The sequence below is a fragment of the Amycolatopsis sp. MtRt-6 genome (assembly GCF_017308975.1).
GTDB lineage: Bacteria > Actinomycetota > Actinomycetes > Mycobacteriales > Pseudonocardiaceae > Amycolatopsis.
The window spans coordinates 424,941-451,315 of sequence record NZ_JADWPD010000001.1 but is presented as its reverse complement, the minus strand read 5'-3'; the positions used below and the strand labels follow the sequence as shown (position 1 = coordinate 451,315).

General features: G+C 72.0%; 25 protein-coding genes. 17 read left to right on the top strand and 8 right to left on the bottom strand.

All coding sequences use genetic code 11. The annotated features are described in order from the left end of the window. The first annotated feature begins 4 nt into the window (after positions 1-4). From rplI to dnaB, 6 genes are all read left to right on the top strand, one after another. The gene (gene rplI, locus I4Q55_RS02260; protein ID WP_003098743.1) at positions 5-466 is read left to right on the top strand and encodes a 50S ribosomal protein L9; all 462 of its coding nucleotides are present in this window, start codon (positions 5-7) and stop codon (positions 464-466) included. Between the two features lie 129 nt (positions 467-595). Beyond that, complete coding sequence (locus I4Q55_RS02255) at positions 596-952, top strand: hypothetical protein (protein ID WP_206784297.1); 357 nt, start codon at positions 596-598, stop codon at positions 950-952. Next, a complete protein-coding gene (locus tag I4Q55_RS02250; protein ID WP_206784296.1) occupies positions 949-1,545 on the top strand; it encodes a DUF3558 domain-containing protein in 597 nt (198 codons plus the stop codon). Before I4Q55_RS02255 ends, I4Q55_RS02250 begins: the two co-directional genes overlap by 4 nt. 1 nt (position 1,546) lies before the next feature. After that, the gene (locus I4Q55_RS02245) at positions 1,547-2,884 is read left to right on the top strand and encodes a hypothetical protein (RefSeq protein WP_206784295.1); all 1,338 of its coding nucleotides are present in this window, start codon (positions 1,547-1,549) and stop codon (positions 2,882-2,884) included. Positions 2,885-2,968: 84 nt separating this feature from the next. After that, positions 2,969-3,757 (top strand): ESX secretion-associated protein EspG, encoded by a 789-nt coding sequence (locus I4Q55_RS02240; protein ID WP_206784294.1) that lies wholly within the window; start codon positions 2,969-2,971, stop codon positions 3,755-3,757. A gap of 505 nt (positions 3,758-4,262) precedes the next feature. Next, positions 4,263-5,675 (top strand): replicative DNA helicase, encoded by a 1,413-nt coding sequence (dnaB, locus tag I4Q55_RS02235; RefSeq protein ID WP_091305010.1) that lies wholly within the window; start codon positions 4,263-4,265, stop codon positions 5,673-5,675. On the opposite strand, the gene I4Q55_RS02230 is transcribed toward dnaB, so the two are convergent. Continuing rightward, on the bottom strand, positions 5,672-6,124 hold the full coding sequence (locus tag I4Q55_RS02230; RefSeq protein ID WP_206784293.1) for a MarR family winged helix-turn-helix transcriptional regulator: 453 nt from the start codon (positions 6,122-6,124) through the stop codon (positions 5,672-5,674). The genes dnaB and I4Q55_RS02230 overlap by 4 nt on opposite strands. A 65-nt stretch (positions 6,125-6,189) precedes the next feature. Here I4Q55_RS02230 and I4Q55_RS02225 point away from each other — a divergent pair, with 65 nt between their 5' ends. After that, positions 6,190-6,582, top strand: coding sequence for a MarR family winged helix-turn-helix transcriptional regulator (locus tag I4Q55_RS02225; protein ID WP_206784292.1), 393 nt, complete (start codon positions 6,190-6,192; stop codon positions 6,580-6,582). Between the two features lie 67 nt (positions 6,583-6,649). Beyond that, on the top strand, positions 6,650-7,420 hold the full coding sequence (locus I4Q55_RS02220; RefSeq protein WP_206784291.1) for a dioxygenase: 771 nt from the start codon (positions 6,650-6,652) through the stop codon (positions 7,418-7,420). 208 nt (positions 7,421-7,628) lie between these two features. On the opposite strand, the gene I4Q55_RS02215 is transcribed toward I4Q55_RS02220, so the two are convergent. Both I4Q55_RS02215 and I4Q55_RS02210 read right to left on the bottom strand, forming a co-directional pair. Then, on the bottom strand, positions 7,629-11,057 hold the full coding sequence (locus I4Q55_RS02215; protein WP_242545117.1) for a PE-PGRS family protein: 3,429 nt from the start codon (positions 11,055-11,057) through the stop codon (positions 7,629-7,631). Positions 11,058-11,261: 204 nt separating this feature from the next. Continuing rightward, on the bottom strand, positions 11,262-12,221 hold the full coding sequence (locus I4Q55_RS02210) for a hypothetical protein (protein ID WP_206784290.1): 960 nt from the start codon (positions 12,219-12,221) through the stop codon (positions 11,262-11,264). Between the two features lie 287 nt (positions 12,222-12,508). Between I4Q55_RS02210 and I4Q55_RS02205 the strand changes: the two genes are divergently transcribed. Genes I4Q55_RS02205 through I4Q55_RS02195 form a run of 3 tightly spaced genes read left to right on the top strand, consistent with a single transcriptional unit; the run spans position 12,509 to position 15,497 of the window. Next, the gene (locus tag I4Q55_RS02205) at positions 12,509-13,708 is read left to right on the top strand and encodes an AI-2E family transporter (protein ID WP_206784289.1); all 1,200 of its coding nucleotides are present in this window, start codon (positions 12,509-12,511) and stop codon (positions 13,706-13,708) included. Then, on the top strand, positions 13,705-14,841 hold the full coding sequence (gene macS, locus I4Q55_RS02200; RefSeq protein WP_206784288.1) for a MacS family sensor histidine kinase: 1,137 nt from the start codon (positions 13,705-13,707) through the stop codon (positions 14,839-14,841). Before I4Q55_RS02205 ends, macS begins: the two co-directional genes overlap by 4 nt. Further along, a complete protein-coding gene (locus I4Q55_RS02195; RefSeq protein WP_206784287.1) occupies positions 14,838-15,497 on the top strand; it encodes a response regulator transcription factor in 660 nt (219 codons plus the stop codon). The genes macS and I4Q55_RS02195 overlap by 4 nt, the downstream gene beginning before the upstream one ends. Before the next feature lie 3 nt (positions 15,498-15,500). Here I4Q55_RS02195 and I4Q55_RS02190 read toward each other — a convergent pair whose 3' ends face one another. Continuing rightward, on the bottom strand, positions 15,501-16,400 hold the full coding sequence (locus I4Q55_RS02190; protein WP_307793095.1) for a hypothetical protein: 900 nt from the start codon (positions 16,398-16,400) through the stop codon (positions 15,501-15,503). A gap of 216 nt (positions 16,401-16,616) precedes the next feature. Here I4Q55_RS02190 and I4Q55_RS02185 point away from each other — a divergent pair, with 216 nt between their 5' ends. Next, positions 16,617-17,279: a DUF1707 domain-containing protein gene (locus tag I4Q55_RS02185; protein WP_206784286.1), complete on the top strand. Its 663-nt coding sequence runs from the start codon at positions 16,617-16,619 to the stop codon at positions 17,277-17,279. Between the two features lie 72 nt (positions 17,280-17,351). Here the strand turns inward: I4Q55_RS02185 and I4Q55_RS02180 are convergent, their stop codons facing one another. The 4 genes from I4Q55_RS02180 to I4Q55_RS02165 all read right to left on the bottom strand — a co-directional run bounded on the left by I4Q55_RS02180 (position 17,352) and on the right by I4Q55_RS02165 (position 22,383). Then, positions 17,352-18,755, bottom strand: coding sequence for an MFS transporter (locus tag I4Q55_RS02180; RefSeq protein ID WP_206784285.1), 1,404 nt, complete (start codon positions 18,753-18,755; stop codon positions 17,352-17,354). Between the two features lie 335 nt (positions 18,756-19,090). Beyond that, positions 19,091-20,755, bottom strand: coding sequence for a phosphoenolpyruvate--protein phosphotransferase (gene ptsP, locus I4Q55_RS02175; protein WP_206784284.1), 1,665 nt, complete (start codon positions 20,753-20,755; stop codon positions 19,091-19,093). Next, positions 20,748-21,485 carry a hypothetical protein gene (locus tag I4Q55_RS02170; RefSeq protein ID WP_206784283.1) on the bottom strand — a complete coding sequence of 246 codons (738 nt, stop codon included), beginning with the start codon at positions 21,483-21,485 and terminating at the stop codon, positions 20,748-20,750. The genes ptsP and I4Q55_RS02170 overlap by 8 nt, the downstream gene beginning before the upstream one ends. A gap of 28 nt (positions 21,486-21,513) precedes the next feature. Continuing rightward, positions 21,514-22,383 carry a ribokinase gene (locus I4Q55_RS02165; protein ID WP_206784282.1) on the bottom strand — a complete coding sequence of 290 codons (870 nt, stop codon included), beginning with the start codon at positions 22,381-22,383 and terminating at the stop codon, positions 21,514-21,516. Between the two features lie 421 nt (positions 22,384-22,804). On the opposite strand from I4Q55_RS02165, the gene I4Q55_RS02160 reads away from it, so the two are divergent. Genes I4Q55_RS02160 through I4Q55_RS02140 form a run of 5 tightly spaced genes read left to right on the top strand, consistent with a single transcriptional unit; the run spans position 22,805 to position 26,353 of the window. Then, a complete protein-coding gene (locus I4Q55_RS02160) occupies positions 22,805-23,185 on the top strand; it encodes a hypothetical protein (RefSeq protein ID WP_242545116.1) in 381 nt (126 codons plus the stop codon). Between the two features lie 60 nt (positions 23,186-23,245). After that, positions 23,246-24,598 (top strand): hypothetical protein, encoded by a 1,353-nt coding sequence (locus I4Q55_RS02155; RefSeq protein ID WP_206784280.1) that lies wholly within the window; start codon positions 23,246-23,248, stop codon positions 24,596-24,598. After that, positions 24,595-25,338, top strand: coding sequence for an ESX secretion-associated protein EspG (locus tag I4Q55_RS02150; protein WP_206784279.1), 744 nt, complete (start codon positions 24,595-24,597; stop codon positions 25,336-25,338). Before I4Q55_RS02155 ends, I4Q55_RS02150 begins: the two co-directional genes overlap by 4 nt. Further along, entirely contained in the window at positions 25,335-25,736 is a 402-nt protein-coding gene (locus I4Q55_RS02145) for a hypothetical protein (RefSeq protein ID WP_206784278.1), read from the top strand. The genes I4Q55_RS02150 and I4Q55_RS02145 overlap by 4 nt, the downstream gene beginning before the upstream one ends. Beyond that, on the top strand, positions 25,733-26,353 hold the full coding sequence (locus I4Q55_RS02140; protein WP_206784277.1) for a DUF3558 domain-containing protein: 621 nt from the start codon (positions 25,733-25,735) through the stop codon (positions 26,351-26,353). Before I4Q55_RS02145 ends, I4Q55_RS02140 begins: the two co-directional genes overlap by 4 nt. Positions 26,354-26,375: the final 22 nt, after the last annotated feature.

The following is a 26,375-nucleotide window of genomic DNA, read 5'->3' as shown; positions in this document are numbered from 1 at the left end:
TGAAATGGCGAAGATCATCCTCACCACGGACGTGGCCAACCTGGGCGGCCCCGGCGACATCGTCGAGGTCAAGGACGGCTACGCACGCAACTACCTGCTCCCGCGGGGCTACGCGATCGTGGCCTCCAAGGGCGCGGAGAAGAACGTCCGCACGATCCAGCGCGCGCAGGAGAGCCGTCGCATCCGCGACCTCGACCACGCCAAGGAGATCAAGGCGACGCTGGAGGGCCTCGGCGCCATCCAGCTCACCGGCAAGGCGGCCGAGGGCTCGAAGAAGCTCTTCGGTTCGATCACCGCCGGCGAGATCGTCGACGCGATCAAGGCGGCCGGTGGCCCGCTGCTCGACAAGCGCGTCATCGAGCTCCGCGACCACATCAAGACCGTGGGCAAGCACTCGGTCGGCGCCCGGCTGCACCCGGACGTCAAGGTCGACGTGCGGCTCGAGGTCAAGGCCGTCGCGCAGTAAGGCAGTACTACGTCGTGAGAAGGCGGGCCGTCCCTGGTGGGCGGCCCGCCTTCACGCTTTCCGGGGAACCTCGGACATCGCGGCGGCGTCGGAGGAGAATGGGCGAGGACGCGAAGGGGATGGGATCGCATGGCTAACGAGGTCAACATGTCCGCGCCGGCCGGTGGTGGCGGCGGCTTCACGTTCGACGCCGACAAGATCGACGGCGTCATCAAGAAGTGGCAGGACCTGCAGGCCGACCTGAAGCGCGACTACGACGACGCCAACCTGATGGCGAACGTCAAGGCGCCCGGCAAGGAGTTCGCCAGCGGCGACTGGGAGAAGCTCGCGAACCCGTCCGGCAAGGCGTTCCTCGAGCAGAACCGGAAGATGCAGGAGTACGTCAAGAACTACATCGACGCGCTCACCGCCGCGAAGCAGAAGATCACCACCAAGGAGTCGGACGCCCTCTCCGACATTTCGAAGACGGGGAACCAGGCCACGTGAACCGACGACTCATCGCCGTCCCGGCACTGGCCTGCGCCGTGCTCACCCTGGCCGGCTGCGGCGGCACGACCCGCGGCACCGCCAACCCGGCGCCGTCCACGGCCGCATCGAGCAGCGAGGCGGCCGGCGGCGGCTCCGCGCCGAAGGTGCCGAGCCCGCTGAACACCGCGTCGATCACCTCGGACGCCTGCGCGACGCTCTCGTCGTCCGCGCGCTCCTCGCTCGGCCTCGGCGACGGCGCTCCGCGTTCCACGGGCAACGGCCCGAGCTGCACGTTCCAGGAAGCCGCCGACCCGGGCAACCAGATCGACGTGACGACGGTGACGGCGAACAAGAACGGCCTCAGCGACGTCTACGACACGAAGGCCAACGACGCGTACTGGGAAGAGACGCAGATCGGCGGCTACCCGGCCGTCTACGCGGCCGCGCTGGACGACCGCAAGAACGGCAAGTGCGGTCTGTTCGTCGGGGTGACCGACGAACTGGCGGTCAACATCCTCGTGCAGTACGACAACGGCGCCGGCGCGGCGGACCCGTGCCCGGTGGCGCAGAAGTTCGGCGAGTCGATGGTGCAGACGTTGAAGGAGGGCTGACATGCTGGAACTGGTGCTCCTGGGTGGCTTCGCCGCCTACAACATGGCGACCACGCATTCGGACGACCACACGTCGGTGCAGGGCGACCGCAAGATCGACTGCTACGACATCTGGGAGAAGATCACCACCGGTCCCGGCGCCGGCTCGATCGAGAGCGGGCAGTCCGCGGCGAACCGGCTGAAGGGCGCCTACTCCGAACGGCTCGGCACGATCGACGCGCTCGCCAAGGAGATGGACGCGGCCTGGACCGGCGGCGGGGCCGCGGCGGCCCAGCAGGCCGGCGCCCACCCGCTGCGGGTGTGGATGGAGGACTCCGGCACCAAGCTCACCGACTCCGACAAGTACCTCGGCGAGCAGCGCAACGCCTTCACCACGGTCCACGCGCAGGTGCAGCAGGTGCCGAAGGACCCGCCGAAGAACAACCTGCTCAACGCGATGAAGCCGTGGACGACCGACACCGACCGGGCGATCCGCGACTACAACGCCAAGGGCCAGGCCAACGTCGACGCCTTCAACACGTACTACAAGGCGAGCAACGACAACGGCCAGAAGATGCCGACGTACTCCGCGCTGCAGGGCCAGCAGGAGAACGTCAACGTCGACGGCGGCAAGAACGGCAAGGACGGCAAGAAGAAGCCGGGCGACCAGGACGGCACCGGCTCGGGTGACAGCAACGGGACCGGCTCGGTGCCGGGCGTCAACATGCCGCAGCCGGGTACCGTGCCGTCCTTCCCCGGCCAGCCGAACACCCCCGGCGGCAGCTTCGACCCGGGCAAGGTGCCGGGCTTCGATCCGTCGAAGCCGCCGAACTTCGACCCCTCGAAGATCCCCGGCGGCAACTACGACCCGTCGAAGCTCCCCGGCTACACCCCGCCGAACTTCAACGACGGCACCCACTCGTCGGGGTTCGTCCCGCCGAAGATCCCCGGGGCCGGCGGCGGCTTCGGCCCTGGTGGCGGCGGTGGCGCGGGCGACTTCTCCATCCCCGGCGGCGGCTTCGGGCCCGGCGGCTCGGGTGGCATCGGCGACCCGTCGGCGGGCTTCGGGCCGGGCGGCGTGGGCTTCGGGCCCGGCGGCTCGACCGGCGCGGCCATGCCCGGCGCCGGTGACGCGGGCGCCGGCCGGGGTGGCGCGGGTGCCGGTGGGGCGATGGGCGGCGGGGCCGCGGGCCGCGCCGGGGCCGCCGGAATGGGTGGCATGGGTGGCATGCACCCCGGCGCTGCCAAGGGCCAGGGCGGCGGCGACGAGGAACGCTCGTCGAAGTACCTGCTCGGCGACGACCCGAACGAGATCTTCGGGACCGACGAGCTGACCGCGCCGCCGGTCATCGGCGAGTAGCGCACGCGGGATCGCCGGGCGCGTGCCAAGATGAGCGCGCCCGGCTCTTGCGGGTTCACCAACGATCTACTGGGGGAAAGCGCGGTGCTGGACAGGCAGGTCACCATCACGACCGGCACCCTGATCAACCTGATCCGGCGCCGGGGCGGCGAACCGCACACGGTGCTGTCCGAGAAGCCGACCTGGTACAGCGACGAGGCCCAGCGCGGCGAGGACGAGCGGACCAACGCCGAGCTCGCCAAGGCCGGCCTGTTCGGCCCGCGTGGGATGCACCCCGGGTTCGTCGCGACGATCGAGGCGATCGCCCGGCCGCAGCTGGAGTACTACGGCTGGATCGACGGTGGGTTCCAGGGCAAGCCGGTGAGCTACCGGCTGCTCGCCGGCAGCGCCGGGGGCGAGGCGTTCGTGCTGGCGAAACACGAGGAGCTGGACGTCGTCGTGCTGGAGTCGACGAAACCGCACGAGCTGCTCGACGACTTCCTCGGCCAGATCCCCAAGCTGGCGCCCGGCCGCGGGACGCCGCTCGCGGTGCCGAAGAGCCAGCTCGAAGGGACCGCCCGCGGCGACGAAGACAGCTTCGGGGTGCTCCGCAGCGACCGCCCGGCCGAGGGTTCGCAGGAGGCCGACGAGCTCCGCCGGATCCTCGCGTTGCGCCGGATGGGGAGCGGCAGCCTCTACGTCGCGGCTCGCAGCCGCACCGGCGCGTGGCACCGGATCGAACGCCCGGTTAACTACATCGATACCTCGGAAGGCCGGTGGCTGACCGAGGAGATTCCGGGGCGCGGCGAGAACCGGATCGCCTTCACCCCGGCCGACCAGCGCGTTCTCGCTGACCGGTTACGCAGCGCACAGGGCCGGCTCACCGCCGCCTGACGAAACAGCCGTTCAGCCCACCGGGTAACGCGTCTACCCTCCGTGATATTCATCCACAGGCCGCGCGATCCAATGGGTTCGAGCTGGTCCACGACACGCCGAAGAACGGACTTCGCGCGACACGCCGGACGAGTTTTCCGCGAGTTCTCCACACCTTGTACACAGCCCCTGAGCTGCACATTTACCAAAGCCGATCACGCTTGTCCCCAACTTGTCCACAGCTCTCGCCGCACCTGTGATTGGTTACCCCCATTCATCCCCAGGTTGTCCACAGAAGGGTCCCCACCCTGAATTGCCATCGGCCTTCCGGGGGATCTAGCGTGCCCGCTCGGGCCTGTACTCACGGTGGCGCTCCGCGTGTCTGCGGCAGCCGGTCGGCGTTGTCGCCGATCATCGGGGGACGAGGTCCGGTGGCCGGGAGCGCGAGCGCCGGCCACGTGCTTCGAGAGCGAAGATCCGGCATAATCGAACGGGTGTTCGACACGATGAGGAGGTGTCCGGGGCGGTGGCGCTGACCGACGACCGCAGTCCGATGTATGCGGAGGAAGACCCGGGTCCGAGCGACCCCGGTCCCGGTGGCGGTGGGGGCTTCGACCGCCAGCCGCCGCAGGACATCGCGGCCGAGCAGTCCGTGCTCGGCGGCATGCTGCTGTCCAAGGACGCCGTCGCCGACGTCATCGAGGCGCTCGGCCCCGACGACTTCTACAAGCCGGCGCACCAGGCGATCTACGACTGCATCCTCGACCTCTACGGCCGCGGCGAGCCGGCCGACCCGATCACGGTGTCGGCCGAGCTGGAGCGGCGCGGGGAGCTGGGCCGCGTCGGCGGCGCACCGTACCTGCACACGCTGATCGCGACGGTGCCGACGGCGGCGAACGCGGGCTACTACGCGGAAATCGTCTCGGAGAAGGCGGTGCTGCGCCGGCTGGTCGAGGCGGGCACCCGGATCGTGCAGTACGGCTACGGCGCGGCGGCGGGTGACGGCGCGAACATCGACGAGGTCGTCGACCGCGCGCAGGCCGCGATCTACGACGTCACCGAGCGGCGGACCAGCGAGGACTACGTCGCGCTGGAAGAGCTGCTGCAGCCGACGATGGACGAGATCGACGCGATCGCGTCGCGCGGCGGCCAGTCCCAGGGCATCCCGACCGGGTTCGCCGACTTCGACGAGCTGACCAATGGCCTGCACCCCGGCCAGATGATCATCGTCGCCGCCCGCCCCGGTGTCGGCAAGTCGACACTGGGCCTGGACTTCGCGCGTTCGGCGTCGATCCGGCACGGCATGACCAGCGTCATCTTCTCGCTGGAAATGAGCCGCACCGAGATCGTCATGCGCATGCTGTCGGCCGAGGCCAAGATCCGCCTCGCCGACATGCGCGGCGGCAAGATGTCGGACGACGACTGGACGCGCCTGGCCCGCCGGATGAGCGAGGTGTCCGAGGCGCCGCTGTTCGTCGACGACTCGCCGAACATGACGATGATGGAGATCCGCGCGAAGGCCCGGCGGCTGAAGCAGCGGCACGACCTCAAGCTCGTCGTCCTCGACTACCTCCAGCTGATGACGTCGGGCAAGCGCGTCGAGTCGCGGCAGCAGGAAGTCTCGGAGTTCTCGCGGCAGATGAAGCTGCTGGCGAAGGAGATCGAGGTCCCGGTGATCGCGATCAGCCAGCTGAACCGTGGCCCGGAACAGCGCACGGACAAGCGCCCGATGCTGTCCGACCTGCGTGAGTCCGGCTCACTGGAGCAGGACGCCGACCTCGTCATCCTGGTCAACCGCCCGGACGCCTGGGAGCGGGACGACCCGCGCGCGGGCGAGGCGGACCTGATCATCGCGAAGCACCGCGCCGGCCCGACGGCGACGATCACCGTCGCGCACCAACTGCACTACAGCCGCTTCGTCGACCTCTCGCACGACTAGCCGAGAGCGCTGTACCCGCGGACGAACGCCGTGAGGAGCCTGCCGAAGTTTTCGCGGTCCTCCTCCGGCCAGTCCGCCATGACCTCGGCGAACACCCCGCGCCGGAAGGCGTGCATCTCGTCGAGGTGCGCCTGGCCGGCCGGGGTCGGCACGAGCACCGCGCGCCGTCCGTCGCGCTGATCGGCTTCGCGGCGGAGCAGTCCCTGCTCGACCGCGCGCGCCACGAGCCGGCTGGCGCGTGGCTGGTCGACGCCCATCGCCGCGCTCAAGGCCGTCACCGTGCCGGCTTCGCCGCGTTCGGCGAGCTCTTCGACGACGTCGAGCAGCTCGAACACGGGGTCGTGCGCGCCGCGGCCTCTCGCTTTGCCGATCCGGCTGAGGGCTCGCCGCTGCTGGCTGCGGCGGATCGCGATCATGGCCCGCTCGACCTCGGCCACCGCGTCCGTCATGGTTGCTCCACCTCCGGACTACATGTAATTTTACATGTAGTTGTTCATTGACAATCGGAGTCCTCATGAAACCCCTCGGCTGGTGGCTGCGCCACCTCCACGAGCTTCTCGAATCCTCCATGACCCGGGCCCTCGACGCGGAGTCGCTGACCCGCCGGCACTGGCAGGTACTCAACACGATCGCTCTCGGCGCCCGCACGCCGGAGCAGGTCGACACGGCGATGGCGCCGTTCGTCGCCGGCGAGGGCTCGATGGCGCCGAAGGTGGCCGACCTGCGTGCCCGCGGCTGGGTCGCCGCGGACGGCACCTTGACCGCCGACGGCCGCGAAGCCCACGCCCGCGTCGAAGAGCGCATCAAGGAGCTCCGCGCGAGAAGCATGGAGGGCATCGGCGACGACGACTACCGCACCACACTGCGGACACTGGAACGGTGTGCCGCGAACCTCGAAGCCGCCTGAGGAATATCCCGGGGCGCGCCGGCGTCAGCTACTCTAGTAGTTGAACTTTCAAGTACTGGAGCGTTCGATGACCCGCACCCCGGTTCTCTACCTCAGCCACGGCGCCCCGCCGCTCGCCGACGACACGACGTGGACCCGCCAGCTCGCCGAGTGGTCGGCCGACCTGCCGAAGCCCCGCGCGATCCTGATCGTTTCGGCCCACTGGGAGGAAGCGCCGCTGACCATCGGGGCGACGACGACCGTGCCGCTCGTGTACGACTTCTGGGGCTTCCCCGAGCGCTACTACCAGGTGCGGTACGCGGCTCCCGGCGCGCCGGAGCTGGCGGCGAAGGTCCGGAAGCTGCTCCACTCGACGGAGACGCCGGTGCACGACGCCCCGGAGCGCGGCCTCGACCACGGCGCCTACGTGCCGCTGGTCGAGATGTACCCGGACGCCGACATCCCGGTGCTGCAGGTCTCGATGCCGTCCCTCGACCCGCGGGAGCTGTTCGACGTCGGCCGCAAGCTCGCGCCCCTGCGCGACGAAGGCGTGCTGATCATCGGCAGCGGCTTCTTCACCCACAACCTGAGCGGCATGGCTCGCGCCGCCGACGGGACACCGGCGGCGTGGTCGGCCGAATTCGACCACTGGGGCGACGAGGTCCTGCGCAGCGGCGACGTCGACACGCTGCTCGACTTCCGGCACAAGGCCCCGGCGGCGGCGCTCGCGCACCCGCGGATCGAGCACTTCGCGCCGCTGTTCGTCTCCCTCGGCGCCACCTCGGACGAGGGCTCCGGCCGCACGGTGATCGACGGCTTCTGGTACGGCCTGGCGAAGCGGTCCCTCCAGTTCTCCTGAACTTCCCTCAAGACGCGAGCGAGCCCCAGGAGCCGAAGTGGCTCCTGGGGCTCATCGTCTCCAGGGAAGGAGAGCTTTTCGGTTCCGCTGACGCGGGGCCGGGACGCTCCGTGCGAGGTCAGCCCTCGCGGCGCGGTGGAGCGCCTGTCCGCGGCAGCAGGATCGGGGGCCGGGCGGGCTCTGGCCGAGCCCGCCCGGCTTCAGCGCACTACTTGCGCTTGACCAGGCCCATCAGCTTCGCGAGGAAGCCGGTGGAGTCCAGGCCCGACATCGCCGGCACCTGCGGGGTGCTGTCGAGCACCGGCAGCTTGGCGTTCACCGGCACGTTCTGCGCGACCGGCAGCGTGGTCGGCAGGGCGGCCGGGGCCTCGATCGGCAGCGCGGGAGCCGCGACCGGCAGAGCCGGGGCCGCGACCGGGAGCGCCGGAGCCGCGATCGGCAGGCCGGTGGCCGGCACGTCCGCACGCTCGGTGTGCTTCGGCAGCGCGCCACCCACCGCCGACAGCCCGGTCACCGCGGGCAGCGCCGAGGTGGAGGGCAGCGTCGGCAGGGCCGGCTTCGGCAGGGCCGGAGCGCCGGCGAGGGCCGGCAGCGCCGGCACGGCGACGGGCAGGCCGGCGGCCGGCACGTCCGCACGCTCGGTGCCGTGACCCCCGAGGGAGCCCAGCGACGACAGCCCGTTCACCCCGGGCAGTCCCGCGGTGGTGGGCAGGGCCGGCTTCGGCAGCGCCGGGGCGGGCAGCTGCGGGAGCTGCGAGACACCCGACAGCGGGCTGCTCACCTGCGGCACGTCGGCACGCTCGCCGAGCGGAGCCGCGACCGGCAGCGCGGGCAGGCCCTGGGTGGGCAGCCCGGCGGCCGGCACGTTGCTCGCGAGACCGGCCAGCGCGGGCACGCCCTGCGGGCCCAGGTTGCTGGCCTGCAGCGCACCGGTCAGCCCGTCGAACGAGGGCAGCCCGCCGAGCAGGGCGGCGACCGGCAGCTCGCGGTTCAGCCCATCCACCGACGGCATGCCGCCCGCGGTGGGCAGGCCGCTGCGGAGCGCGGCCAGCGACGGCAGCTCGCCGGCCGCCAGCTCCGAACCCTCGGCCGGGAACGCGATCGGGTCGACGTCCTCGTCGATGCTCGTCGCGTCCGTCGCGTGGGCGGTGGCGACCCCGAGCAGTTCGAGGGGCACGCCGAAGATCTGCACCGGGAGCGCGAACGCGTGGTAGGCGTTGATGCCCGACAGGCTGGCGTGGTCGCCCGCGGTGGTGGCCTTGCCACCGTTCTCCGTGGTCAGCGTGTTCTCGCCGACGGCGTGCGCAACGCCGCCCACGGTCACCGCGTCGCCGAACAGCTGCGCGATCGCGGTCACCGGCAGGTCGAGGATGTTGCCGGAGATCGCGCCTTCGACACCGGAGGTGGTGTCGTCGCCCGCGTTCTCGACCTCGGTCATGTTGACGCCGGCGCCCTTGGCGACACCCGCCACGCTGGCGGCGTCACCGAAGACCTGCGCCACCGCCAGCGGGTCAACGCCGATGATGTTGCCGGCCACGCTGCCGCGGTCGCCACTGGTGGTGGCGTCGCCGCCCGCCTCCGACTCGACGTCGTTGGTGCCCTTGCCGGTGCCCAGCGCCGCCGCGGCGATCCCGTCGCCGAAGACCGTGCCGGCGCCGGCGATCGGGGCCTTCACGATGTTGCCGGTCAGCGCACCGTCCTGGCCGTCGGTGACGGCGTCGCCGCCGGCCGTCGCGTCGGTGATGTTGTCGTTCTCACCGGTGCCGATGCCGCCGAGGGCGCCACCGACGCCCATCGCCTGCACGGGCAGCGCGACAGGGGCCTCGATGATGTTGCCCGCGCCGGCACCCGCCGGGCCGTGGGCCTTGACGTCGCCGCCCGCGTTGGACGTCGTGTCGGTCGAGCCCTTGCCGTGGCCCTGGCCGATGAAGGCGCCACCGATGTTGGCGACCTGCACCGGGGTCGACACCGGGGCGGTGCCCAGGTTCGAGCTCAGGAAGCCGCCGTCGTCCACGGTGCTGCCACCGCCGCCACCGGAGACGACCTTGGTCTCGTCGGCCGCGCCGGAGCCCTGGCCGATGAACGAGCCACCGATGCCGAAGACCTCGGCGGGCAGGCCCACCGGCACCTGGACGAGGTTGCCCGAGCCGGACGAGTTGTTGCCCTGCGTGCCGTCGTACCCGCCGGCGGTGACCGTCTTGTCCTCGGTCGCCGTGCCGGTCGCGTTGCCGATGTGGCTGCCACCGATGCCGAAGACCTCGGGCGCGCCCGCGGCCTGGGTGTTGACGACGTTGCCGCCGAGGAAGGCGCCGTTGCCCTTGGTGTAGCTGCCGTTGCCGGCGTTGGCGTCGGTCGTGTTGTCGTGCTCGGCGTTCGCCTGGCCGATGTACGTGCCACCGATGCCGAAGGCCTCGACCGGCAGCGCGAGCGACGGGTTGAGGACGTTGCCCGACCCGCTCGAGTCGTCACCGGAGGTCTGGACGAAGCCACCCGAGTCGACAGTGCTGGAGGAACTGCCGGCGCAGGGGATGCCCGAGGACGCGTTGCCGATCCACGAGCCCGCGACACCCGCGACGTTCGCGATCGGGGAGAGCGAGGCCGCCCCGCCGTTGCCGGACAGGAACGAGTTGTCGCCGCTGGTCTCGAGGTAGGTCGGGATGCCGAGGCTGCCCTTGCGGGTGTCCCCGGCCGTGGCGTCGGCGGAGGTGTTGCAGCCGTCGGAGTTCGACAGCGAGCCCCACACCGCACCGGAGTTGCAGTTGAACTTGACCGGCAGGGCGATCGGCGCGCCGACCACGTTGCCCGACCCGGAGGCCTGGTCGCCGGAGCTCTGCAGCCAGCCGCCGGAGGTGGCGACGGTGTCGGCGGAGTAGCCGTGGCTCTGCCCGTTGCCGAGCAGGTACGAGGCGGCGTTGCCGGTCACCTGCACCGGGGTGGCGAACTGGCCGGCCACCACGTTGCCGGAGAGCGCGGACCCGTCGCCGTTGGTGGCGACGTCCCCGGTCTCGGTGGTGCTCTGGCTGGCCGACCCGCCGGTCACGCGGCCGGTGCCGCCGGCGACACCGCCGCCGTTGCCGGCGATCTGGACGGGGAGCGCCCAGTCGAGGACGACGGCGTTGCCCGCGAGACTGGAGCCTTCGCCGGTGGTGTTGACGTCCTGATCGTGCGACCAGGTCTGCGAGTGGTTGCCGCCGGCGACGGTCGCGTCACCGAGGACACCGATCGCGTTGTCGACGATCTGGATCGGGACGACGACGTCGCCCGTGACCTTGTTGCCCTTGAGGTTGTTGTGGCTCGGGGTGAAACCGCCCCCGCCGCCGGCCCGGCCGACGGTGCCGCCGAGGGTGCTCTCGCTGATCGGGCTCGCGTCGTCGAGCTGCTTGGCAGCGTCGTTCGCCGCGCCGGTGACCGGCTTGGTGCTCAGCTCCGTCTGCCCGGCGGGCAGGTCCAGCTGGCCGAAGGGGGTGCCGACCGCGTTGTTGGCTTCCTGGATCGGAACCGTGACGTTGAGGTCGAGCGGTGAGGCAGGGGTGTCGGGGTTGACGTTCTCGTCAGCCGAGGCGATGCCGGTGCCCAGCATCAGCAACCCACCCGTGACAAATGCGGTCTGGAGTCCGCGCTTTGCCCACGTCTGCATGGGGTTTTTCTCCTTTATTTCGGGTTCCCTTGCGGGTTCATGAGGGTGCGCCGAGCGCACCGAGGGGGAGGTGAAACTTCGTGCGGGCGCGACACAGTGTTTTTTGAAAAGCGCGCACCGCCGTGTCACGGGTATTGCGCGGACGCAGGAAACCGTCAGTCGACGACGGGTCCGGGCGCGTCAGCGACCCGTGGGGGGAGGTGTTCAGTCAGGAGTGACGCCGGGCTGTTCGCCCGGGGTGCGCAGCGAGTGGCGCAGGCCGGCGCGGCTCATCGCCGCGACGGCGGAGTCGACGGCTTCGGTCGTCCAGAAGGGGACGCCGAAGTTGAAGCCGTCGAGGTGTCCACCGGGGGCAGTGGTGCCACCCGGGGCGGTGGGGACGGCCGGCGCGGCCGGAAGCTGCGCCGGAGTCAGCGGCGACGGCAGATCACGGTGCCCGTCGCGGGACTGGCCCGCGGCACCGGTGACGTCGTCGTACGCCGCACCCGTCCGCGACGCGAGCGCGGCTCGCAACGCGGCGGGAAGTTCGACGGTCGAGACGGCGGGAGTGACCGCCGCCTGGCCGGCATCGGAGGTCACCGGCGCCGGCCCGCCCGGGACGAGGCCCGGGAACGTGGGGAGCGGGACCAGGTCGCCGTGCCCGGCCGGGTCGAGCAGGTGCCACACCTGGCGGCCGAAGTCCGTGGCCGGCGCGGGGGCGATGGTCTCCTCGATGACCTGGCGGGTGTCCTCCGGCTTGCGCACGATGTGCTCGAGCGCACCGGCGGTGCGCTCGGCCGGGCTCAGCACCGCGTCGTCGGCGAGGCCGGTCACCGAGTCGCCGACGCGCTCGGCGACCTCGTGCCCGGCGGCGCGGCCGCACGGGCGCGCGGCCTGCGGCTCGCTCCACGTCGTCGCGTCCTGGTGGCAGGCCGCGCGGGCGACGTCGCCGGCGAACTGGCCGACACCGTGGTCGACGTCGCCGATCCCGCCCGCCGTGGCGTCGGTGACCGGGGCGACGGAGGCGGTGCCGACCTCGACGGTGTCCGCGGAGGCGGTCGCGCCGGAGACGAGCCACGCGGCGGCGGTACCCGCCACCGCGCCACCGAGCACGAGCAGCGCACGCGACACGAGACGGCCGACGCGGTTCGCGCCCTGCCCCTCGTTCGTCGCCGTGGTCGCCACTCGTCGTCTCCTCGTGAGTCTTTCGGGGGTCCGGGTGGCGGAGCCCCCGGCCCGGGCCGAAGGTCCGGTTGTCACAGCCTCGGTCCGTGATCCGGCTGTTGCGGAAGCGACCTAACCAAACCGGCGCGGCGCCGCGCACCCTTGACACGACTTGATGCCCCCATCGTGTGAAAGACACACGGTGTAGTCCGATTTGACGGTCGGTGATCATCCCTGGCCCGCACGCGTGTCGGACGCGGCCGTGGGAAAGCGGCGGAATCGGGCGGAGCAACCGCTACGGTGAGCCGGTGACCCACGCGCGACGTGAAGACCCGTTTCTGCCGGAGCACGAGGACGTCACCGGGCTTATCCCCCGGGGCCTACGCATAAGTGCCGCACTCGCGTGGCGTTTGATCGTAGTGGCCGCGGCGCTCTACGCGGTGGTCTGGGCGATCGGCTATCTGGCGGTCGTCGTCATCCCGCTGGGCATCGCCCTGCTGGTTTCGGCCCTGCTCGCCCCGGCGGTCCAGAAGCTGGTGGCGGTCCGCTTCCCGCGCGGGCTGGCGACGGCGATCGTGCTGATCGCCGGGCTGGCCGTGCTGGCCGGGTTGCTCACGTTCGTCGTCACGCAGTTCTCCAGCGGCCTGCCGCAGCTGCAGAAACAGCTCAACGAGAGCCTCAACCAGATCAAGGACTGGCTGATCAACGGCCCGGCGCACCTGCGCCAGGAGCAGCTCCAGGACTTCATCAACCAGGTCTTCGGGTTCCTGCAGAACAACCAGGCCTGGCTCACCGACACCGCGCTGACCACGGCGGGCACGGTCGGCGAGATCGTCACCGGCTTCCTGCTCACGCTGTTCATCACGATCTTCTTCCTCAGCGGCGGCGACGGGATCTGGACGTTCCTGGTCCGCGGTGTGCCCGCCCACGTGCGCAACCGCGTCGACGTCGCCGGGCGCCGCGGGTTCGCGTCGCTGGTGAGCTACGTGCGGGCGACGGCGGCCGTGGCGGTCGTCGACGCCGTCGGCATCGGCATCGGGCTGTGGATCATGGGCGTGCCGCTGGTGATCCCGCTGGCGACGCTGGTGTTCCTCGGCGCGTTCATCCCGATCATCGGGGCGGTGATCACCGGTGGCGTCGCGGTGCTGATCGCCCTGGTCACCAACGGCTTCATCGGCGCGTTGATCGTGCTGGCCATCGTGATCGGCGTGATGCAGCTGGAAAGCCACGTGCTGCAGCCGCTGCTGCTCGGCCGCGCGGTGAAGCTGCACCCCCTCGCCGTCGTCCTGGCCATCACCGGCGGCCTCGTCGTCGGCGGGATCGCCGGCGCGCTGATGGCGGTGCCGATCCTGGCGGTGCTCAACGCGGGCATCCGGTCGCTGCTGCACGAGACCGACCCGGATCCGGCCGAGGTGAACGTCCTCGCGGACCAGGCCGCCCAGCCGAACGACGCGACACCCGGATCCGCGAAGGCGGAAGTGCCGACGCGCGGCGAAGACGAGCAGTGACCGTCCGGCGGACACCCGACCCCGTCACGCCGATGTGGCGGGGCGTGCTGGCCTTCCGGTTCCTCACCTGGGCGTTCGCCTGCGGCACGGTCATCGTCCAGAGCGGCGAGTACCGGCGCGAGTGGCTGGCGTGGACCATCCTCGGCGTGATGGCCGTCTGGTCGGTCGTGAGCAGCTTCCTCTACCTGCGCGAGCGCACGCGGCCGCCGGCGCTGGTGGTCTTCGACCTCGTGCTGACCACCGGGTTGCTGCTGACCTCGCCGTGGGTGCTCAGCGACGCGCAGTTCGCGCTCAACGTCCCGCTCATCACCACGGTGTGGGCGGCCGTGCCGCCGGTCGCCGCGGGCGCGCGGTTCGGCGCGTCCGGTGGGGTGCTCGCCGGGCTGGTCGTCGGCGTGGCGACCGCGCTGGCGCGGGAGAAGTTCGACCTCGACGTCGCCCGCGACGGCGTCCTGCTCGCCGCCGCCGGGCTGCTGGTCGGCATGGCTTCGACGATGGCCCGCCGGTCGGCGGCGCGGCTGGAGCAGGCGCTGCGGAAGGAAGCCGCGACGGCCGAGCGCGAGCGGCTGGCCCGGTCGATCCACGACAGCGTGCTGCAGGTCCTCGCGCGGGTCCGCAAGCGCGGCAACGAGGTCGGCGGCGAGGCGGCGGAGCTGGCCCGGCTGGCCGGTGAGCAGGAGATCGCGCTGCGGTCGCTGGTGACGACCGAGCCGGTGAAGCCGAACGAAAGCGGCCGGACGAGCCTGCGGGCCGCGTTGCAGCTGCTCGCGACGTCGTCGGTGCAGGTCTCGGCGCCGGCGGACGACGTCGAGCTGCCGGCGCACGTCACCGGCGAACTGGTCGCCGTGACCCGCGAGGCCCTGTCCAACGTCGAGAAGCACGCGGGCCCGGACGCGCACGCGTGGGTGCTGCTGGAGGACCTCGGCGACGAGGTCGTGGTGAGCATCCGCGACGACGGACCGGGCATACCGGACGGCGTTCTCGAGCAAGCGGCCGCGGACGGGCACCTCGGCGTGGTGGAATCCATCCGGGGGCGGGTCCGCGATCTCGGGGGGAGCGCGACCCTCGACACCGGGCCCGGCCGGGGCACGGAGTGGGAGGTCAGGGTGCCGAGCACGAGGGGTGCGAGATGAGTGACGAGCCGCGGATATCCGTGATGGTGGTCGACGACCACCCGATGTGGCGCGACGGGGTGGCCCGTGACCTGACCGAACACGGCTTCGACGTGCGGGCGACCGCGCCGGACGCCGACGCGGCGCTGCGGATCGCGAAGACCGTGCAGCCGGACGTCGTGCTGATGGACCTGAACCTGGGCACCACGTCGGGGGTGGACGCCACCCGCGAGATCACCGCGGCGCTGCCGTCGACGAAGGTGCTGGTGCTTTCGGCGAGCGGCGAGCACAAGGACGTCCTGGAGGCGGTGAAGGCCGGCGCGTCCGGCTACCTGGTGAAGTCGGCGTCCGCGGTGGAGCTGGTCGACGCCGTCCGCCGCACCGCCGCCGGCGACCCGGTGTTCACCGCGGGCCTGGCCGGGCTGGTGCTCGGCGAGTACCGGCGGATGGCCGACGCGCCGGCGGAAGGTGCCGAGCCACCGCGGCTGACCGAGCGCGAAACCGACGTCCTGCGCCTGGTCGCGAAGGGGCTGACCGCCCGGCAGATCGCCGAGCGGCTCGTGCTGTCGCACCGCACGGTGGAGAACCACGTGCAGTCGACGCTGCGGAAGCTGCAGCTGCACAACCGCGTCGAGCTGGCCCGGTACGCGATCGAGCACGGCCTCGACGAGGAGTGAGCGTCAGAACAGGACGGTGAAGCCCGACCAGTTGCCCTTGGGCAGCGCGGCCTGGCCCAGCCGCCACCGCGGTTCGCCGGGGTGCCAGGCGGCGAGGACGCCGTCGGCGAGCACGAGGTCACCGGCGGCCGACCAGTCGAAGCCGCCACCACGCTTGAGGTGCTCGGTGGCGAACGGCATGCCGGGGACGTGTTCCCAGGTCGGGCCGGCCGGGCGGAGCAGCCAGAGGTCGCGGACCTGCGTGCTGGTGTTCCGGTAGGCGGGGTTGGCGAAGTCGGCGGCCCACACGGCACTGTCGCGTGACGGCACCACGGTGGGTGCCGCGCCGATCGCCGGCCGGTTCAGTTTCTTGCTGGTGCCGGCGCGCAGGTCGACGAGCGTCAGGTCGGTCAGGCCGTCGAGCAGCATCCAGTCGCCGGCGACGCCGAGGATGCGCGGGGCCTGCCGGACCGTGCGGCCGGTGACCGGCTCGATCAGGACGTCGGTCGACTCGGCGGCGCCGCCGTTGATGGTGATCAGCAGGCCGTGCGTGGTCTCGGTCCGCACCTGGGTGCGGCAGCTGGCGGACTGGCCGCGGCCGAGCTCGCCCTTCGCCAGCGAGACGTGCTGGAGGCGGCAGTCGTCCGGGCCGTCCTGCCGGATCAGCCACACGCCCTCGCCGGCGGCGTCCGGGGCGACCGACCAGGCCCGGCCGAGCGACCGTGGCGGGCTCGACGGCCCGGTGTACTCGAGGACCTCGAAGGGCGCGGAGTTCTGGGTGTACGGCGGGTAGACCGTGAAGACGGCCTGCTGCCCGACCCGGACGACGGTCAGCGCGACGTCCCCGCCCGGGTAGCCGGGCGGCGTGGCGACGGGTCCGCGGTCGGCGTCGAACAGGGTGGGCCCGACGGTCGGCAGCAGCACGGTGACGCCGATGCCGCCGGTCGCCTGGACGCCGGTGAGCCCCTCCGGCGGGGGTGGCGGAGGCGACGGCGTTGTCGTCGTGGTGCTCGGCGGCGGCGCCGGGGTTTCGGCGGTGCACGCGGACAGCAGGACGGCGACGGCGACCGCGGCGACTACGGGTCCGTTCAGGGTTTTCCCCCGATCTCCCTGGTGAAATCCGGTTCTACCATCGAGGACATGGGCGAGGAAGAGAGCGGGGCGGCGGAACCGGTGACCGAAACCAAGCCGTTGAGCGAGCGCGATCTCCGGGTGTCGGACGACGAGCGCGAGCACGTCGTCGGGGTGCTGCAGAAGGCCATCGGCCGCGGCATGATCGACCTCGACGAGTTCACCGAGCGCACCGACCGCGCGCTGGCATCGAGGACGCGCGGCGAGCTGAACGCCGTGCTGGCCGACCTCGCCGGCCTCTACCACCCGGCGGCGGCCATGGCCGCGGCTCCGGCGTACGCGTCGCCGGCGGGCTACCCCGGCTACTCGACCGGGCAGCGGTTCGAGCTGAACGCGAAGTACTCGTCGCTGGTCCGCGGCGGGCCGTGGGTGGTGCCGGCCGAGCTGGTGGTGCGCAACAAGTACGGCTCGACGAAGCTGGACTTCACCGAGGCCCAGGTGCAGTCGCCGGTGGTGCACATCGAGCTGGACGCCAAGTGGGGCTCGGTCGAGATCATCATCCCGGAGCACGCCTCGGTGGACCTCAACGCGATCAGCGACGTCAAGTTCGGCTCGATGGAGGACAAGACGCGCAGCAACGGGCGGATGGGCACCCCGCGGTACGTGCTCACCGGCCGCGTGCACGGCGGCTCGCTGGTCGTCCGGCACCCGCGGCGCGGGCTCTTCGGCTAGCCGGGGCCCCTCTGCCCCCGGCGTCAAGAAGGCCTCCCCACCCAGGCATCGGTGGGGAGGCCTTCGCCGTGGTCAGGCAGTCCGCAGGTGCCGCGCCACGAACCAGACGAGAGCGGCGAACGCGACGGCGGCGAGCCCGGCGACGACGTGCAGCCCGGTGGGCAGGCCGTAGGAGTGGGTGACGGCGTTGCCGAGCGTGCCGACGGTGGCGAGCCCGAAGGCGTAGCCGAACTCGTTGACGGTCTGGGCCAGCGAAGCGGCGGCGCCCGCCTTGCGCACCGGAACCGAGCCGACGACGAGATCGGTGCCCAGCGCGACCATCGGCCCGACCCCCAGCGACGTCACGGCGAACCCGAGCGACGGCCACACGGGCCCGGCGGCGGGATCGACGAGCGCGAGAATCACCATCCCGGACGCGGCGAGGGCGACCCCGCTCGCGATCAGCCGGCCGGCCCTGACCCGCCGGGCGAGCCGGGGAGCGGCGAGGAAGCTGACGGTCGAGGCGGCCATCCCGGGAAGCAGCCCGAGCGCGGCCCCGACGGGCGAGAGGTGCTGCGCGAGCTGGAAGAACTGGGCGACGAACAGCATGGTGGTGCCGCCGAGCATGCTGAACAGCAACATCCCGCCGAGGGTGGTCCGGAAGGCCTTGGCGGCGAAGAGGCTGAAGTCGACGAGCGGGTCGTCGAGGGTGCGCTGCCGCTTCACGAAGACGTACCCGACGACCAGGCCGATGCCGAGGGCGAGCACCGGAACGGTCCGGACGCCGTCGCGGGCGAGTTCCTTGACGCCGTAGACGACGGGCAGGATGGCGCCGAGCGAGAGGGCGACACTCGGCAGGTCGAGGCGGCCGGCGGTCTCGTCGCGGTATTCCGGCAGCAGCTTCGGGCCGATGACGAGCAGCAGGACCATGGCCGGGACGCCGAGCAGGAAGACCGAGCCCCACCAGAAGTGTTCGAGCATGAAGCCGCCGACCATCGGCCCGATGATGGCGCCGACGGTGAAGCAGCCGGCCCAGATCCCGATGGCTTCGGCCCGCTGCCGCGGGTTTTCGAACATGGTGCCGATGAGCGAGAGCGTGGAAGGAGCGAGCGTCGCCCCCGCGATCCCGAGCGCGGCCCGCGCGACGATGAGCATCCCGGCACTGGTGGAGAAGGCGGCGACCACGGAGGCGACCCCGAAGGCGGCGGCCCCGACGAGCAGCAGTTTCCGTCGCCCGATCCGATCACCGAGCGTCCCCATGGTGACCATGAAGCCGGCGACCATGAAGCCGTAGGTGTCCATGATCCAGAGCTGTTCGGTGCCATCGGCGTGCAGGCTGGTGGCGAGCTTCGGAAGGGCGAGCACGAGGACGAAGACGTCCAGCGAGACAAGAAGGGCGGGCAGGGCCAGCACGGCGAGCCCGATCCATTCCCGACGCCCGGCCCGGACGGCTGCGCCGGCTTCGGCCGGAGCGGCTTCGGCGATGGTGGCGGTCATGGTGAGGTCCTCTCGACTCGGGTGCTTCGCTTCTCACCTCTTCGTCGAGCGGCCGGACGCGGGATCGACAACCATGCTGGATCTTTTTCGGGCTTCACGCGGTGAAGGGCGGGTTGCCCACACCCCTCGATCAATGTGGACAACCACGCTGGTTCAGGTTCGCACAAGCCGGCACTGTCGGTGATGACCGATAGACTGAAAGTGGGGGGCGCCCCCGGGGTCGGGGGCTGGTTTGAGCCGTTCTGGGGCCCGAGCGGGTCTGGCCGCCCCGCCGGGGCACCTGGATCCAGCCGCGCCCGGCCGGGCGCGGAACCCGTCGGATGAGGCCGCGCCGGTCAGCCGCGGGCTGCTGCGCGAGCTGCCGCCGGGTCCGCGGTGGCCAGCGTTGCCTCCGCCAGGGCTTCGCACTCCGCGAGCGTTGCCGCTGCCAGGCCGGCTCCGACCGTGCGGATGGCCGGGGCGTTCATCGACAGGCTCGTCAGGCCCAAGCCCGTCAGGACCAGGGCCAAGCGCGGGTCCGCCGCCGCTTCGCCGCAGACGCCCGCCGGTTTGCCTGTTGCTTTGGCCGCGTCGCCGATCAGCTTCAGGAGGCGCAACAGTCCCGGCTGCCAGGGGTCGTTGAGCTTGGCGACCGCGCCCAGCTGGCGGTCCGCCGCGAACGTGTACTGGGCCAGGTCGTTCGTGCCGACCGAGACGAAGTCGACGACTTCGAGGATCTCCCGGGCGCTCAGCGCCGCCGCCGGGATCTCGATCATCACGCCCGCCCGGGCGATGCCTGCCGCGCGTACCCGCGAAGCGAACCAGGCCGCTTCCTCGACCGTCGCGACCATCGGGGCCATCACCGAGACCTCGGCGCCCGAGTCCCCGGCCGCGCCCGCGATGGCTTCGAGCTGGCGGTCCAGGACCTCCGGGCGGTCGAACGCCACGCGCAGCCCGCGCACGCCGAGCGCCGGGTTCGGCTCGGCTTCGGGGGACAGGAAGGCCAGCGGCTTGTCGGCGCCCGCGTCGAGCGTCCGGACGATCACCGGCTTGCCGCGGAACGGCGCCAGCACCGCCGTGTACGCCGCGCGCTGGTCGGCCACCGACGGCTCGTCCGCGGCGTCGAGGTAGCAGAACTCGGTGCGGAACAGGCCGACTCCCTCGGCGCCCGCGTCGGCCGCGGCCTGGGCGTCGGCCGGGGAGCCGACGTTGCCGTAGACCTTCACGCGGTGGCCGTCGGCCGTTGCGCCCGTGCCGTTCCACTCGGCGAGCTGGGCCACTGTGGCCGTGACGACCGGCGCGGACGGGTCCGCGACCTCGACCGTGCCCGTGTCGCCGTCCACCGCAAGCGCTTGCGCGTCCAGTGCCAGCAGCCCGCGGACCGCGACGACGGCCGGGATGCCGAGCGCCCGCGCGAGGATCGCGGTGTGGCTGGTCGGGCCGCCCTCCTCGGTGACCAGAGCGAGGACCTTCGCCGGGTCGAGGCCGGCGGTGTCGGCCGGCGCGAGGTCGCGGGCGACCAGCACGCTCGGCGACGCCAGCTCGGGCACCCCCGGCGGCGCGATGCCGAGCAGCTCGGCGATCAGCCGATCGCGCACGTCACGGACGTCACGGACGCGCTCCGCCATGTACCCGCCGGCCGCGGCCAGCGCTTCGGCGAAGCCTTCGGCGGCCTGGTAGACGGCTCGCGCGGCGGGCAGCCCCTGCGTCTTGACCAGCGTTTCGGCCTGGGACGCCAGCGCCGGGTCGGCGGCCATCGCGGCGGTCGTGATCAGGATCGTCGCCGCTTCGCCGCTCGCTGTCTCGGCCTGTTTCTCCAGCCGGCCGGCGACGATCGCGGCCGCGGGGGCGATCCGGGCGGCTTCGGCGGCCGGATCGGCCGGGGCCGGGGTGGCGGCGGGCTCGCCCAGCGGCTCGGCGACGCGGACGACGGGACCACTCGCGCGGCCGGGGCTGACGGCGACCCCGGACAGCGCCGCCGGCGTGCGCTGCTCGGCAGAGGCGGCATCCAACTCAGACATGGTCTAGACCATAGCTCAGATAGGCCTGGATATCTCGTGGTGGCGGGCACAAACCGCGTTGCCTTACCTGTTCGAGCACCGGCCGGACCTCCTCGTGCCACCAGGCTTCGGCCAGCTCGTCACGGCTGTGCACCGGCCGTCCGGCCAGCATACGGCGGAAACCCCAGGCCTCGGCCGAGTCGGCGAGCCGGAACCAGTCGGCCGGGTCGTCGAGCCACAGCCCGAGGCGGACGTCGTCCGGCAGCGGCACGCGTTCCAGGAACATCCGCTCGGCGGTCTTCGACGGCAGGTCGGCGAGCGTCAGGCAGCGCAGCGCGCAGGCGACCGTGCTGATCCAGCGGACGCGCGCGCGAATCGTCCGGGCGCCGCGGGCGCGCGCGATGCCGACGCGGTGGTGGCCGTCCTCGACGAAGAACATGTCGGAGAGCCGCACGAGCCGCACCGGCGGGAGGTCCGCCGCCGTCCGCGTCAGGTGCTCCCAGCGGTCGCGCAGCGCCCGGTTGCGCGGCCGGAACTCGCGGTCGAAGTCCCCGGCGCGGGCGACCGTGCCGACGACGCCCTCGAGAGGCACGTCGTAGACGCCTTCGTCGAGTTCGGTCTGCTTGCCGAGCGCCTTGAGGGTTTCGTCGAGCGGCATGATCGCGAGCCGGTCGGGGCGGCGCGCGTCGGCGATCGCCCGCAGCTGAGCGGCGTAGCCGCGCCACCAGGCCGAGCCGAACGAGTCGCCCATGTGACGTCCAACACGGGCCACCGGATGATCATTCCTCCAGTTCGGCCGCGGTGGGGTAGGACGGCTGCGCCCCATGCCGCGTGACACTCAACGCGGCGACGCGCACCGCCCGCTTCGCCGCGGAGACCAGGTCGGCGCCGTCGGCGAGCGACGCGGCGAGCGCGCCCGCGAAGGCGTCCCCGGCTCCGGTGGTGTCCACTGCCTCGACCTTCGGCGACTCCACCCGGGTCTCCGAGCCGGCTTCGACGACGACGGCGCCGGCCGCACCGAGCGTGACGACGGCCGTCCGCGGCCCGAGGTCGAGCAGCTTCCGGAAGTCCGCGCCGGGCCCGGTGAGCCACGCGGCCTCGTGCTCGTTGACCAGCAGGACGTCGAGCTTGGCCAGTGTCTCGGGGGAGAGCTTCGCCGCCGGCGAGAGGTTGAGCAGCACCTTCACGCCCGTTTCGGCGGCGCGCGCGACGGCGTGCTCGACGGTCGGCAGCGGCACCTCCAGCGAGACGACCATGACCTCCACCCCGTCGAAGACGGCGTCGACGTCGGCGGGCTCCAGGCTGGAGTTGGCGCCGGGGGAGACGAGGATCGAGTTCTCGCCGTCCGGGGTGACGGTGATGTAGGCGATGCCGGTCGGCCGGTCGCTCGTGCGCACGAGGCCGGTGTCGACACCCGCGGCGCGCAGCGAATCGAGCAGCAGCCTGCCGTAGGGATCGTCGCCGACGGCGCCGAGCAGGGCGACGTCGGCGCCGAGCCGGCCCGCCGCGACCGCCGTGTTGGCTCCCTTGCCGCCGGGCGAGAGGACGGTGTCGCCGCCCAGCACTGTCTCCCCACCGGCCGGCCTGCGATCCACCGCGACGACGAGGTCGGCGTTGGCGGATCCCACAACGAGCACGTCAGAGTTCATGCCCGCACTGTGCCACGGCGGCGGTCAGGACCAGGTCAGCACGGACGGAAGGGAGATAAGTGAAGGTTTTTGTAACTTATCCGGGGCGGAGTGCGACAATCATGCGAGCAGCGGATGCCCGTCACTCGATCGGGGGATGTCCGTCCCCCGGCCGTCACTTCGTGGCCCCGGTCCCGCTCTCCTGGTGCGTCATCGCGGAGACGTGATGATGTTGCCCCCACCGGCGCGAGCCGGGCAGGGCATCGGGTCGCCGGCGCCGATCACGTAGCCCCCCGAGTGATCGGCGTCGGCGGCGCCCCGCCCCACCCGACCTCGCGGGGCAGCAGCTCCGGCGCGCACCTGCGGAACTTCCGGTTTTCCCCACTTCTTCCTGCGGCAATCCGGGTGTTCCCGCTGGTCAGCGGCTCGTAGCGTGATCGTCATGAGCATCTCCGACTGGAAACGGACGATTTACGCAGTCCTCGCGCTGCCCGCCTACCTGGCCGGTTCGCAGGCGCGGCGGCGGCTCGCGCGGCGGTGGCTGGGAGCCGAGCCGAAACCGGGTGGTTTCCCGGCCGCGGTCGCGGCTTTTCCCGTCGCGTTGCTGATCTGGTACCTCGTCGGCCGGATTGCGACGTTCGGGTTCTTCTGGACCGAGGAGGGCGCGGCCGGGTCGTGGGGTGGGCCCTCGCTGATCGGGGCGTGGACCGTGCACTTCTTCGCCGCGTTGGGCATGGCCGTCGTGGGCATGTGGGTGCTCCGCTCCTTGATCCGGGCGCAGGTGCGGGCACCCGAGCCGGTCGGGTTTTCGCACATTCGGTAACCAATCCGGTATCGTGCGTGACGCAGGAGGGGAGATCGAACGCGAGGGGAGCGCGGTTCGGTGGGGTTGTTCGGCGACATGCTCGACGCGGCCAAGCACGTCGGGTCGGAGATCGCGCGCGCCGTCCAGTCGGGTGCCGAGGGGCTCGGCAAGGTCCTGACGGGCGCGGGGATCGGCCTGCTCGCGGGCGGTCCGATCGGCGCGATCGCGGGGGCGTACATCGGCTCGCAGACCGGCACGGGCGCGGCGAACCCGCAGGCCGCTGGGCTGTCACCGGGCCAGCTGGTCCAGGCCGTGCTGCACGGCCCCGGCACCGAGTCGCTGCAGAAGGTGCGCCAGGCGGGTGCCGACCAGTCGGCTTACCAGCGCCGGCTCGAGCAGGGCACGCGCGAACTGACCGCGAGCCTCGAATCCGCGTGGACCGGCGGCGCGTCGGACGCCGCGAGGGAACGGCTCAAGCCGTTGACGGCGTCGGCCGTCTCGGCGTCGACGTCCCTCGACCGCAACTCGACGCTGGCCCAGACGCAGATCGACCAGTTCCACCGGATGAAGAACTCGCTGCACCCCGACGTCACCGACCGGCCGCCGACGCGCAGTGCGTGGGACGTCGCGACGCCGTGGAACACCGACACCGAAGACAAGATCAACCAGTACAACCGGAAGGCTCAGGAGAACGTCGAGCGGTACACGGCGTACTCGCGGCAGACCAGCGCGAACACCGCGGCCCGGACGATCGACTACGGCCAGCTCCGCGAGTACACCGGCGGCGACTTCAGGGTGCGGGACCCGAAGACGCCCGTCCCACCGCCGCCCGGGAAGCGGCCGCCGGCCGGCCGCGCCGACGACCGGTCGATCGACGCGCCAGGGCAGCCGCCGGCCGCCGGGCAGCCGCCGGCCGTCCCGCCGTCGCCGGGCCAGGTCACCCCGCCGGGCCAGGTCACGCCGGGAGTGGACGACAGCGTCCGCGCGCAGGGTTACGCACCGCCGTCGACGCCGGGCTACCAGCCGCCGGCAACCGGACCGGAGAGCGGGTTCGGCCCCGGCTCGGGTCCCGGAAGCGGGTTCGGTCCCGGCTTCGGGCCCGGCGGCGGCTTCGGGCCGGGCTCGGCACCGGGCTCGTCGTCGGGCGCGGGCAGCGGCACCGGATCGGGCGCCCGCGGTCCCGGCGCGGCGACCGGCGCCGGTGTTCCGGGCGAAGGACGGCCGGGCGCGGCGGGCGGGGTTCGCAGCGGCGCGGCCGGCAAACCGGGCTCGCCGGGCATGGGCGGCCTGGGTGGCATGGGCCCCGGCGCCAGGGGCGGCAAGACCGAGGACGAAGAGCACCAGCGCGCGTCGTACCTGGTGGAGGCGGACCCGGAGAGCGTCTTCGGCGGGCCCGACGAGCGGACGGCGCCCCCGGTGATCGGGCTGTGATCTTCCTGCCCAGGTTCGCCCTGCTCACCGCGTGGGAGTGGGAACGCCACGGCCCGCCGCCCGCGGTCCTCGGCGCGGACAACCTCTGGCTCGGCGACGAAGTCCGCAAACGGCTCGACGAGGAGGTCCTCGACGTCCTCACGTCGCTCCGGCTCGCGGCGGGCGGCACGTTGACGCGGGAGTTCCGCGACGTCCTGCACGTCCTGGCCAAGGGCGCCCACCGGTTCACGGCCTGGCTGGGCGACATCGAAGCGGACGAGTCGGGCTCGGTCCTCGTCTCCGCCGACGGCCCGGACGCACTCCGGCTGATCCGCAAGGACGACACGGTCCGGATCGACGTCGTGGAGCCGACGCTGCTCGCGGAGTCGCTGGTGGACGTGCTGCCGCCGGTGCCGCCCGCCCGGATCGAGACGGTGGCCATCCCCGAGGCGCGGTTCTCGGACCGCGCGGAGGAGCAGTCCTACGACCTCGAAGACCCCACCGCCGACCGCGGGCGGGATCCGCTGCCCTGGGCCCGGCAGCTGATGGCGGCCCGGCGGACGGGGTTGCACCAGTGCTACGCCGTGAACCAGGGGGTCCGCAGCGCGCCGATCACCGCGGTCGACCTGGCGGGGACCGGCCGGGTCCTGACGTACGTGTACCCGGGGCGCGAGCCGATGGTCAGCTTCCAGCCGGGGACCCGGGCCGCGCTGACCGAAGTCCTGTACGCGACGCTGAACGGGTTAGGGGGCCGGCGATGACCGACGCGATCTTCGGCGGCGTGAGCTTCTGGGCGACGGACATGCCGAGTGCGGCGTCGCGCCCGGCCGGTGGGCAGGGGTTCGCGATGAGCTCGGCCGAGATGCGGGCGATGCTCAAGAAGGCGGAGATCCAGAAGGACACCATCGTCGAACAGATGCGCGCCGCCGAAGGGTTGAGCCAGGCGAAACCGCCGGCGGAGGAACCGGTCAGCAGGCAGGCGGTGCTCGGCCCGAACGGCGTCAACGAAGCCGGCCGCTACTACCAGGGCCACCTGCAATACCAGCTCGACTACTACCTGGAACTGATCCGGCGGCTGAGCCAAGCTCTCGGCATCACCGAAGCGGCTGACCGGAAAGCCGCGGATTCGACGAAAACGATCAAGGGGTCGCTCGAATGATTCGACGGGTTCTCGCCGCTGCCACCGCGGTGGTCGTCGGCACGACGTTGGTCACGTCGTGCAGCGGTGAACGCCGCACACCCGGCACCGCGTCGCCGGCGCCAACCAGCAGCGCGGAACTGCCGAACAGCGGTGCCCCCAAGGTGACGAACCCGCTGCCCGCCAAGGTCCTGGACGGCAGTCCCTGCGATTCGGCCTTCACCGCGGAACAGCTGACCGGCTACCTCGGGCAACCGGGTTCGCCGAAACCGAAGGACTCGGAGCTGGGTCCCATGTGCGACTGGGGCAGCACCTCGGGAAGCAGCGCCGGCATCCTGGTCATCTACGAGACCAAGAACGACGAAGGCATCAGTCTCGCCTACAAGAACGAGAAGCCGAAGGCCAAGCGCTGGGTCGACGACCTGGAGCCGGTTCAGGGCTACCCCGCGGTCGGCTACGTGGACGTCGGGTCGACCGACAACCGGACCTGCGTGATCGTCGTCGGGATCTCCGACGAGCTGGCCTACTCGGTCTCGTTGAGCATCGGGGACTCGGCGGTCCAGGCAGGCAAGGACGCCTGCCGGCTCGGGCGCGGCGTCGCCGACACCGTGCTGACCAATCTCAAAGCGCGCGCTTGAGCTGCACCTTTCATTACGGCGC